The organism is Streptomyces albidus (ex Kaewkla and Franco 2022), from assembly GCF_013870515.1.
In the GTDB taxonomy this organism is placed as follows: Bacteria; Actinomycetota; Actinomycetes; order Streptomycetales; family Streptomycetaceae; genus Streptomyces; species Streptomyces albidus.
The window spans coordinates 1-9898 of the sequence record NZ_JACBXA010000223.1 but is presented as its reverse complement, the minus strand read 5'-3'; the positions used below and the strand labels follow the sequence as shown (position 1 = coordinate 9898).

Annotated in this window: 6 protein-coding genes; 2 read left to right on the top strand and 4 right to left on the bottom strand. The window is 70.3% G+C overall.

Going from position 1 to position 9898, the window contains the following annotated elements; all coding sequences use genetic code 11:
- The first annotated feature begins 416 nt into the window (after positions 1-416).
- A complete protein-coding gene (locus H5J26_RS24415; RefSeq protein ID WP_181768110.1) occupies positions 417-1283 on the top strand; it encodes a sugar phosphate isomerase/epimerase family protein in 867 nt (288 codons plus the stop codon).
- Between the two features lie 193 nt (positions 1284-1476).
- Here the strand turns inward: H5J26_RS24415 and H5J26_RS24410 are convergent, their stop codons facing one another.
- Both H5J26_RS24410 and H5J26_RS24405 read right to left on the bottom strand, forming a co-directional pair.
- A complete protein-coding gene (locus H5J26_RS24410; RefSeq protein WP_181768109.1) occupies positions 1477-2886 on the bottom strand; it encodes a S28 family serine protease in 1410 nt (469 codons plus the stop codon).
- A 249-nt stretch (positions 2887-3135) separates the two neighbouring features.
- Complete coding sequence (locus H5J26_RS24405) at positions 3136-4506, bottom strand: flavin monoamine oxidase family protein (protein WP_181768108.1); 1371 nt, start codon at positions 4504-4506, stop codon at positions 3136-3138.
- 130 nt (positions 4507-4636) lie between these two features.
- Between H5J26_RS24405 and H5J26_RS24400 the strand changes: the two genes are divergently transcribed.
- Entirely contained in the window at positions 4637-5137 is a 501-nt protein-coding gene (locus H5J26_RS24400) for an NUDIX domain-containing protein (protein ID WP_181768107.1), read from the top strand.
- A 105-nt stretch (positions 5138-5242) separates the two neighbouring features.
- On the opposite strand, the gene H5J26_RS24395 is transcribed toward H5J26_RS24400, so the two are convergent.
- A complete protein-coding gene (locus tag H5J26_RS24395; protein WP_181768106.1) occupies positions 5243-7993 on the bottom strand; it encodes a glycosyl hydrolase family 95 catalytic domain-containing protein in 2751 nt (916 codons plus the stop codon).
- Positions 7994-8045: 52 nt separating this feature from the next.
- Positions 8046-9898, bottom strand: a 1853-nt coding sequence (locus H5J26_RS24390; protein WP_181768105.1) for an ABC transporter ATP-binding protein, incomplete at its 5' end; no start/stop codon positions are given.

Here is a 9898-nt window from a genome sequence, read left to right as displayed (position 1 = left end):
CCGACTGCGCTGACACTCGTGGCATGCGTCCGCCACGCGCCCAGCACACCGGCCGCTCTGAAGGACCGCGCGGCGGCGGCCACCCGCTCCACCCGACCGGGAACGAGTATGCCCGCGCGTCCGCCTTCTGGCCGAGCCACTCTGCCGCGGCTTGGCTGAGCCAATTCGCCACAGGGCGGCTGAACCACTTTGCCGCAGGGCGGCTGAACCAATCTGCCGCGGAGGGAACCAGCCACCTTGCCCGTGCAGCGGGTGAACCGCCGGAAGGCGGGCACTCGTACGACCCGGCAGGTCGTTCCGATCGCGCCGCACGAGGCACAGACGAGACACAGACAGGGCACAGGCGAGGAAGGCACGTACAAGCAGTTGCCGTTCGGAGCTTGTCCGACACCACCGACATCTGATGCGCTGTGCACATGCGACTCGCTTTCTCCACTCTTGGGATCCCCGGTCTCCCCGTCTCCGACGCCGTTCAGCTCGCCGCGGACAACGGCTTCGACGGACTGGAGTTGCGCGCGCATCCAGAGGAACCCGTGCATCCAGGGCTGACGCTCGCCGAGCGGGTCGACGTGGTCGAGGAGTTCAAGGCAGCGGGCGTGGAGATCCTTACCGTCGCCGGATACGCGAAGGTCGCCGCACCCGGTGACGACGACGCGGTGGTCGCCGAAGTGCGTGCGCTGCTGGAGCTGGCACGCGACCTGGGTGCGTCCTACGTGCGGGTCTTCCCCGGCGGCGGGGACAGCAGCAGCCGGGAGGAAGGGGACGCGACGGCGGCCCGGCGGCTGGCGGCCCTGGCGCCCTTCGCCGCGGACCTGGGCGTGCGGGTCCTGCTGGAGACGCACGACTCGCACAGCACCGGAGAGGACGTCGCACGCGTCCTCGCCGCCGTCGGTCACGCCTCCGCGGGCGCCCTGTGGGACGTGATGCACACCTGGAGGGCCGGCGAAGACCCCGGAGAGAGCCAGCGCCTGCTCGCCCCGTTCCTGGGCTACGTACAGGTCAAGGACATCGCCTCCGCCGACGACACGACACCCCTCGCACCGGGCCGGGGAGTCCTCCCGCTGCGCCGGGTCGTCGAGCTGCTCACTCACGCGGGCGCCGCGAACGATCCGATCGGGGCCGTCGGCACGGCCGGCAGCGTCGCGGCAGGCGCGCGGGCGGACACCGCGCGGGGGTGGCTGTGCTGGGAGTACGAGAAGCGCTGGTACCCGGAGATCCCTGAGCTGCCCGAGCTGCTTCCGGGCGTGCGGGACCACCTGCGGTCCCTGCTCTCCGGGTCCTGACTTCTGCGAGCGTGCCGGACCGGGCGCGGCGGCCGAACGCACCGACCTGACCGCAGCCTCGGACACGCACCCCCGAACACGAGGTCCCGGACGCGAAGGTGCCCGGCCCGGGCTGAACACACCCGGGCCGGGCACCTGTTCGTACGCGAGGTCTGTCCGCACGTCCGGCCGGAGCCGGACGTGCGGCACGGCCTTACGGCAGCAGCATCCGCTCCTGCTTGGCGGGCTTGTCCAGATCCGCGTCGTACTTCGTCAGACGCTTCGGCTTCGCGTCCTTCGCGGGCTCGACACCGGCCCACTCGAGCAGCGCGCTCGTGGCCACTGCCTTGTCGTCCTTGCTCAACCCGGCGATGTTCGCACCGTGGTTGGCACCGGGAGCCTTGAAGACGTAGGCGTCGTCCGTGCCCTTGCCCACGCTGAACGGCTCAGCACTCCAGGGGTCGTTCTGGCCGTTGACGAAGAGCATCTGGGAGGCGTTGGCGCGCACCCAGCTGTCGACGTCCTTCATCGCCTTGCGGTCGAACTTCATCGCGATGTCCCGCGGCACGTACGTGCGGGGCGTGTTCAGACCCGGGTACTTGCGCACGTCGTCCAGGAGAGGCGACTCGTAGTCGGGCGAACCCATCTGGGTGCCGGCCTGGAAGTAGTACGGCGTGTAGTACTCGATGCCCTGGTCGGTGCCGGCTTCCCAGCCGCCGATCTCGTTGGCCCAGTCCCACAGTTCGGCCGTCTTGGCGTCCTTGGTGGGAACGTCCGCGCACTCCTCCTCTTCGAGGTGGTACTGCCAGAAGCCCCACACCAGGTCCTGCGCGACGAGCTCGAACGCCTTGTCCGCACTGCCGGCCAGCTTGAAGGTGTACTTGCCTTCCTTGGCCCACTTCTTCAGGCGGTCGACCATCTCGCCACGCCTGTCGAAGATCTCGTGCTGCGTGGAGTTCAGCCGGTCACGGCACTTCTTGGAACCGACCTTCTCGAAGAAGGTGTAGTACGCCGAATCCTCGTCGTTGCGGACGTCGTTGGGCGCGACGTAGGCAACGGTGCCATCCATGTCGTTCGGGTGGAAGCGGCGGTAGTACGTCGCCGTCATTCCGCCCTTGCTGCCGCCGGTGGAGACCCAGTGCTGCCCGTAGATCTTCTTCAGCGCCTTGAAGATGCGGTGCTGGTCGTCGGCTGCCTGCCGGATGTTCAGCTTCGACCAGTCGGCCGGCTCGGGCCGGGACGGGCTGAAGAAGCGGTACTCCATCGACACCTGGTTGCCGTCGACCATCTGTGTCGGCTCGCTGCGCTTGGGCTCCTCGTTCAGCCCGTAACCGGAGGTGAAGAAGACGGTGGGGCGGTTCTCGTCCTTGTGCAGCAGCGAGATCCGCTGCTTGAAGGTGCCCTTCTCCGGGTGCCGGTGATCCACCGGCTGCTCGTAATTGAGGAGGAAGAAGCGGTAGCCGTCGGCCGGCTTCTCCTCGATGAGGCTCATCCCCTTGATGGCGAGGATGCGGTCCTTGATATCGGTGTCGGCCGCGGTTGCGGATCCCATCGATACTCCACCGACAGTCGCGGTGCCTATGAGCACCGTAAGTGACAGCAGCCATCTGATCGTTCTTCGCATGCGCTCTCCCCTGGATCCGGCAAAGTCGAGGTGAACCTACCGGCACGGATGCACCACCGCCATATCTTTCGCCCGCATGTGACGTGCGCACCGTCGTCTGTGACGAATCGAGATCCGGGGCGGGGAGGCCCGGCGGCGGGGGCAGCATGGCCTGGCAGCCGCCCGGCGGACACCTGACGACCGTTCAGCGCCCGGCAGTTGCGACGCCGCCCCCGTGCACCAGGCCCGCGCGGCGTCCGCCTTCCCGCCTCACCTGCGCATGCTGTGCAGGGCGTTCCCGCAACTGGCGAGCAGCGCCTCGTCGGAGACACGGGCGAGGGCATGAGCGGCCCGGCCGCCGTTGAAGCCCAGCAGTACGGGCGCACCGAAAGCCTTGTGGCCGTTGACCCACCACGACCACCGTCCGGGAGCCTCGCGGTCGAAGAACTCGATGACGTCGGCGTCCCGGTCCCAGAAGACGTGGGGGAACTCCAGCCAGAGCTTGTCGAGCAGACCGCTTCCCAGGGCGTCGACCGCTTGCCGCTTGACCGGCGGCAGGGACGGCTCGAACGCGATGGTGTCCGCCTTGAGCACACCGATCGGGACGGTGACCACGGCGTGGTCGGCCTCCACGGCCGGGCTGTTCCGCAGAGTGACGGTGACGCCCGCTGAGCTGTGGCGCACCGCCGTCACGACGGCCCCGGTACGCACGGGAAGTCCGCCGCGGACGTGGGCGACCAGGCTGTCGTAGCCGTCGGGCAGCAACAGGTCGGGGCCGCGCAGATCCCGGCCCTCCCGCTCCGCGGTCACCGCGAGCCGGTCCGGGTCGGCGGCGTACTCCTGCGCGTAGTGAATGTTCGCCGCATGGCGCAGGGCGGCCGACGGGGACCGGGGGAGCACCGCGGAGACAGGAGTGGTGTCCGGATTTTCCACATCGTCGAGTCTCCGGCGGTGGCGGGCCAGTTCGGCCACAGCGTCGGCGTCACGTCCGGTGACGCTGCCGTAGTCGAACTCGAGTCCGCGGCCACCGCTCTGCCGCAGTACGCGAGTCATCGCATTGCCCTTGGAACCGTGTATCCAGGAGGCACCCGTCTCGGCCGGGACTCCGCCGATCCGCCGGGTCCGGACACGGCCGCCGACACGGTCGCGGGCCTCCAGGACGGTCACCTCGAAGCCGGCGTCCGCCAGCGCCCGGGCACAGCCCAGTCCGGCGAATCCCGCCCCGATCACCACGACGTGCCGCCCTTCACGGCTGCCGCGGACGATCTCTTTCGCGGCCCGGCGTCCGCTCTCCAGCGCGCCGTGCGCGGTGGCCGGTGCTTCGGACGAGCAGGCCTCCCCCGCGAAGTGCAGCCGTCCGTCGACGGCCGCGGCGAGCAGCGTCCGCGCCTTCACGCCGAGACGGCTGGGCGCGAGGAAGGAGTACGAGCCCCGTGCGTACGGGTCGGTGGACCACGACGTGCGCAGGAACGACACCGGTTCGGGAACGGCACCCGGCCGTCCGGCTCTCCGCGCGGTCGCCCCCGTGCGGCCGCTCCCCGCGACTCCTCCGGCGGCCGCCGCCGTGAGGCCGAGGGCCAGCACCCGTCTGCGCTCCGGGCCGCCCGAACCCCCGTACGCCCTGCCGGGATCAATCCCCATGCCGCCTCCCCCGAGCCGCCGTCCCGGGCAAGTGTCGCCTGTCTCGCGCTCCGCCTGCATCCTGTGCGGGCCCCAGGGGGTGACCCCGCGCCCCAGGCGGGACTTCGCGGACACGCCCTAGGCTGACCCCATGACCGACTCCCGGCCCCTGGTCACCGGCCCCCGCGACATGGCGCTGCTCTCCTTCCACGACCCCTCTCAACTGCCGGAGCACGCACGGCTCGAGGACGCACCCATGGGCTATGCCCTGATCGTGCTGTGGCACGAGGGCCGGGTGCTGATGGTCTACGAGCGTGAGCGGGAGTGCTGGGAACTGCCGGGCGGCGGCATCGAACCCGGGGAGTCGCCACGGGCCGCCGCCGTACGGGAGCTGTGGGAGGAGACCGGCCAGCCTGTGACCGAGGACGCGCTGCGCTTCGTCGGCCACACCCGGACCTCACTGGGGACGAAGGGACGCGTGCTGTACGGATCGGTGTTCACCGCCGAGACCGCCGACCCCCGCGCCTTCACCGCCAACGACGAGATCTCAGCAGTGCACTGGCGGAAGGGCACGGAGCCGCTGCCGGGCGGTGGCATGGTCCAGACAGTGGACGAGTACATCGTCGAGCTTGCCCGGACGGTGCAGAGCTGACCGGCGGGAGCCGACCGGCGCAGAGCTGACCGGCGCAGAGGTGACCGGCGCGGGCCGGCGGCCGTGGCGGACGGCGCCGCGCGGGAGCGCCGTCCGCCTCCGGGATCACTTCCCCGAGGTGTCCTTCACCGTCAACTCCCTGATCCCCGCGGGCTTCCCGGAGTCCTTCGCGGTGACCGAGACCCGCACGTACCGGAACGGCTTTCCCGGCCCGCTGTCGCCGTCGCGTCCGACCGGACGCCAGTGCTTTCCGTCGGCGGAGACCTGGATGCGGTGGCTCGCCGGCTTCGGACTCGTCCACCGCGGCGCGACGCTCCCCCGGTCGACCGCCTTCTTCAACGCGACCGTGAGCGAGCCCTTCTTGCCGTCGGGCTTCCACGAGGTGGCCGGGCTGCCGTCCACCGCCGACCCCGCGTACATGCCGGACTCCTGCGAGGACGCCTCGGCCTGCCGGCAGCGGGCGGCGTTCCCCGTCGGGGCCAGATCGGGGCGCCGGGTCTTGAGCACCACGGGTGCGCCCTCGCTGACGACCTGGTCGCCCTGCGGCGTCTCCAGCGTGAAGGGGCTGCCGTCGGTCAGCCGCACGGTGGTGCTGTGCGCGCCGAGTTCGATGTCGTACGTACGGCCCTGCCAGCGCTGCCCCTTGAGGGTGACTCCCTTGGACAGCTGCGGCGGCAGCATCGGGTCCAGCTTGAGCTTGCCCTCACGCAGCCGCTGCCCCGTCAGCCCGTGCGTGAAGACCTGCAGGAAGCCGCCCTTGCCGGTGAGGAAGTCCTGCGCGGGCTGCCCGGCATGCGGGTCGGCCGCCCCCGCCCTCTCCCCGCGCGCCTCGGAGAAGAGCGCGTAGGGACCGCGCACGAACGGCTCGATGGAGCGCTTGAGATAGGTGTTGGCCGAGCAGCCGGGCACGCCGTTCTGAGCGGCGTCGACAGCGTGCACGGAGTCCGTCATGGCGGGACCGTCCGGGTCGGTCAGGGCTGCGTAGCGGTCGAGCGTCCTGCGCGCGTTGCCCTTGGACATGGGCCACTCCAGCGGGTACTGCATCAGCACCGTGTCCGCCTGCTTGATCGTGGAGCCCTTGTAGCCGTCGTACTGCTGGAAGACCCGGTTCTTCTTGTCGTAGGGGATGCGCAGTTCACCGGCGATCTTCGTCCACTTCGCCGGCGCGGACTCACCCAGCAGCCGGGCCGCACGTGCGGCGTGGCGCAGGGCGGTCGCGGCACCGGCGTTGGTGAAGACGCCGTCGTCGACACCGTTGCTGTACTCGTCGGGCCCGGCCACGTTCTTGATGGAGTAGCTGCCGTCGTCGTTCTTGCTCACCCGGCTCGCCCAGAACTCCGCGATGCCCTTGAGCAGCGGCCAGCCGCGTTCGCGCAGCCACTCGGTGTCGCCGGTCGCCAGGTAGTGGTGCCAGGCGGCGAGCGCGATGTCGCTCTGCAGATGGTTCCGGGTGCGGCAGTGCGGCGGGTCCCAGCTGTGGCACTCCTTCCACAGGTCGCCGTCGCTGCCGGTGTTCCAGCCGTAGAAGAGGCCGTCGTAGCCGAGCTTGCGGGCGTTCGTACGGGCGCCCTCGCGGGTGCGGTAGCGGTACTCCAGCACTGACTCGGCTAGTTCGGGGTGTCCGGAGAGCAGCCCCGGATACATCCAGGTCTCGGCGTCCCAGAAGATCACGCCCGCGTAGTTGTCACTGGTGAGTCCGGCGGGGGCGATGCTGTCGTCGCCTCCCCGCCGGCTGCTGGAGAGCAGTCCGTACTGCGCGGAGCGGAGCCATTTCTGAAGCTCCGGACGGCCCTCGACCAGGACGTCGCTGCGCCACAGCCGCTGCCAGGAGGCGGCGTGGGCCCTGTAGATGCCTCCCCAGCCTCGCTCGGCCGCCTGACGGGACGCCGCGAGCGCGCTCTTCTCCGGTGCCTCGGAGGTACGTTCCGTGTCGACGCCCACGTACTTGGTGAACTCGTACGTCCTGCCCTTCCGGGCCCGGAAGGAGACGCCTTGCTTGGCGGTCAACTTGCTGGCGGGCCGGGCCTTTTGTTCATCTCCTGTATGTACTCCGCGCCCGGGTCGCAGCGTGGACGCGACCGCGCCGTCCGTCTTCGTTCCGTGCGTGCGGAAGGCCACGTCCATCGTCTGCCGGCCCGGTCGCGCCGACTTCTCCGTACGGGCGCCGCCGCCCGTCTGCGAGATGCGCCGCGCCCCGCGCCCGTCGAGGACGTCGGTGACGCGCGCCTCTCCGCTCCAGTGAGGCCTCATCGACACCCGTACGGCGCCGCTGTGCTGGTGGTTGCGGTCGGCGAGCACCTCGTGGACGAGGTCGGTCGCGCGGCCGTCGGCAGCGGTCCAGGTGAGCGAGGTGCGCACCAGGCCGCGGCGCATGTCGAGCGACTGCTTGTAGTGCGAGATGCGGCCGGCAGGGGTGTCGGAGGAGAAGGTCTCGCCCTTCTTCCCGCCCGTCGCCACGTTCAGGGTCGTCCACGTGGGGAGGGCGGCCAGGGCCTGCCGGTTCTCGGCGGTCTTCTGGTTGTGCGCGTAGAGCCCGGCGACGAACGACCCGTCGTAGCGCGGCGTGAACAGCGGCCATCCGCTCTTCTCGCCGCCCGCCGAATAGCCCGACCCCGCCGCGGCCACTCGCTGGCCGAGATAGCCGTTGCCGACGTACGCGCGGTAGCTGTCGTGCGGGTCGCGCTCATGCGAGGTGAGCACCCATCCGTCGCGGCCGGAGGCCGGCGACTTCGAGGACGAAGCGCCGGCGGGGGCGGGGGACGTGGCGGAGGTGGACGCCTGCGGCACCGCTGCCACCAAGGCGCAGGCGAGCAGCGGCAACGTCAGACGGACACGGCTTCTGGCGGGTCGGAGCATGGACCGAACCTAAATTTGTGAACACAACCAGTCAACAGCCCACGCTTTTTCGTCAAACCTTTGAACGCAGTGGTGTGGTGCGGACGGCGCCCCCCTGCGTACCTCCCGCGAAGGTCCGCCACAGGGCCGCGTACTTCCCGTCCCGCGCGACCAGTTCGGCGTGAGTGCCGTCCTCGACGATCCGTCCGTGGTCGAGCACGACGACCCGGTCCGCCCGCGCCGCCGTCGTCAGCCTGTGCGCGACGACGAGCGTGGTGCGGGTGCCCGAGAGCCGGTCGGTCGCCTGATTGACCATCGCCTCGGTGGCGAGGTCGAGGGCGGCGGTCGCCTCGTCGAGCAGCAGGATGTCCGGGTCGACGAGCTCCGCACGCGCCAGCGCGATGAGCTGGCGCTGACCGGCGGACAGGTTGCGGCCGCGCTCGGCGACGGTGTGGAGATAGCCGTCCGTCAGCGTGGCGATCATGTCGTGCGCGCCCACCGCCCGTGCCGCCGCCTCGACTTGTGCGTCGGTGGCGTCCATACGGCCGTAGGCGATCGCGTCGCGCACGGTTCCCGGGAAGAGGTAGGGCTCCTGCGGCACGACCCCGAGCCGGTGCCGGTAGGCCGCGAGGTCGAAGGTGCGCAGGTCCTCTCCGTCCACGAGGACGGCCCCCGACGTGGGCTCGTAGAAGCGCGCGACCAGCTTGACGAGGGTGGACTTGCCCGCGCCGGTCTCGCCGACGAAGGCGACCGTCTGACCCTCGGGAATGGTCAGTTCGATGCCGGAGAGCGCCTCTTCCTCATGGGTGCCGCCGTCGGCGGTGGCGTAGCGGAAGTGCACGTTCTCGAAGGTGATCTCGCCGCGCAGCGCGCCCGGTTCACGCGCGTCCTCGGCGGCCGGCGTCGTGGTCTCCTCACGCAGCAGCTGCTGGATGCGGCCCAGCGCGACCGACGCCTGCTGGTATCCGTCGAAGACCTGGGAGAGCTGCTGCACCGGAGAGAAGAACAGCTCGATGTAGAGCAGGTAGGCGACCAGCCCGCCCGCCGTGAGGGTCCCCTCGTCGATCCTTCCCGCACCGACGACGAGCACGGCGGCCGTCGCGAGCGACGCGAGCAGCTGGACGAACGGGAAGTAGACCGAGATCAGCCACTGTCCACGCACTCGCGCCTGCCGATAGCCGTCGCTGCGCTGTGTGAACCGGTCGGTGCCGCGCCGCTCACGCCGGAACGCCTGGAGCATGCGCAGACCGGCCACGGACTCCTGGAGGTCGGCGTTGACGAAGCTGACCCGCTCACGCGCCAGCTCGTACGCCTTGACGCTGTGCCGCCGGAAGTAGACCGTGCCGATGATGAGCACGGGCAGCGTCGCGAACACGACCAGCGCGAGCTGCAGATCGAGGACGAACAGCGCGACGAGGATGCCCAGGAAGGTGAAGACGGAGACGACCGCCGTGACGAGCCCGGTCTGGAGGAAGGTCGACAGGGCGTCCACGTCGGTGGTCATCCGCGTCATGACGGCGCCGGCCAAGTGGCGCTCGTAGTAGTCGAGTCCGAGGCGCTGGAGCTGCGCGAAGATCTTCACCCGCAGCGCGTACAGGACGCGCTCTCCCGTGCGTCCGGTCAGCCGCATGGCGAAGAACTGCGCGGACCACTGGCCGATCACCATGAGCAGCGCCAGCGCGGACGCCGTCCAGACCGCGCCGAGCGCCGACTTCTGCACGCCGTCGTCGATGCCGTTCCGGATCAGTACGGGCAGCGCCAGGCCGAACGCCGCGTCGAAGGCCGCGAACAGCAGCGCCACCAGGAGGGCGGCGCCGAAACCGTGCAGCAGCCGCCGCAGCCCGTAGGAGCGCTCTGCCCGCTCCGCCTGCTCCTCGTCCACTTCGGGAGCGTCGTCGGCGGGTGGCAACGCGGCGACCTGGGCGA

Bases quoted from the DNA above. Each gene is read 5' to 3' on its own strand.
- H5J26_RS24400 (WP_181768107.1), top strand. From the start codon at position 4,637: ATGACCGACTCCCGGCCCCTGGTCACCGGCCCCCGCGACATGGCGCTG.
- H5J26_RS24405 (WP_181768108.1), bottom strand. From the start codon at position 4,506: ATGGGGATTGATCCCGGCAGGGCGTACGGGGGTTCGGGCGGCCCGGAG.
- H5J26_RS24410 (WP_181768109.1), bottom strand. From the start codon at position 2,886: ATGCGAAGAACGATCAGATGGCTGCTGTCACTTACGGTGCTCATAGGC.
- H5J26_RS24415 (WP_181768110.1), top strand. From the start codon at position 417: ATGCGACTCGCTTTCTCCACTCTTGGGATCCCCGGTCTCCCCGTCTCC.
- H5J26_RS24395 (WP_181768106.1), bottom strand. From the start codon at position 7,993: ATGCTCCGACCCGCCAGAAGCCGTGTCCGTCTGACGTTGCCGCTGCTC.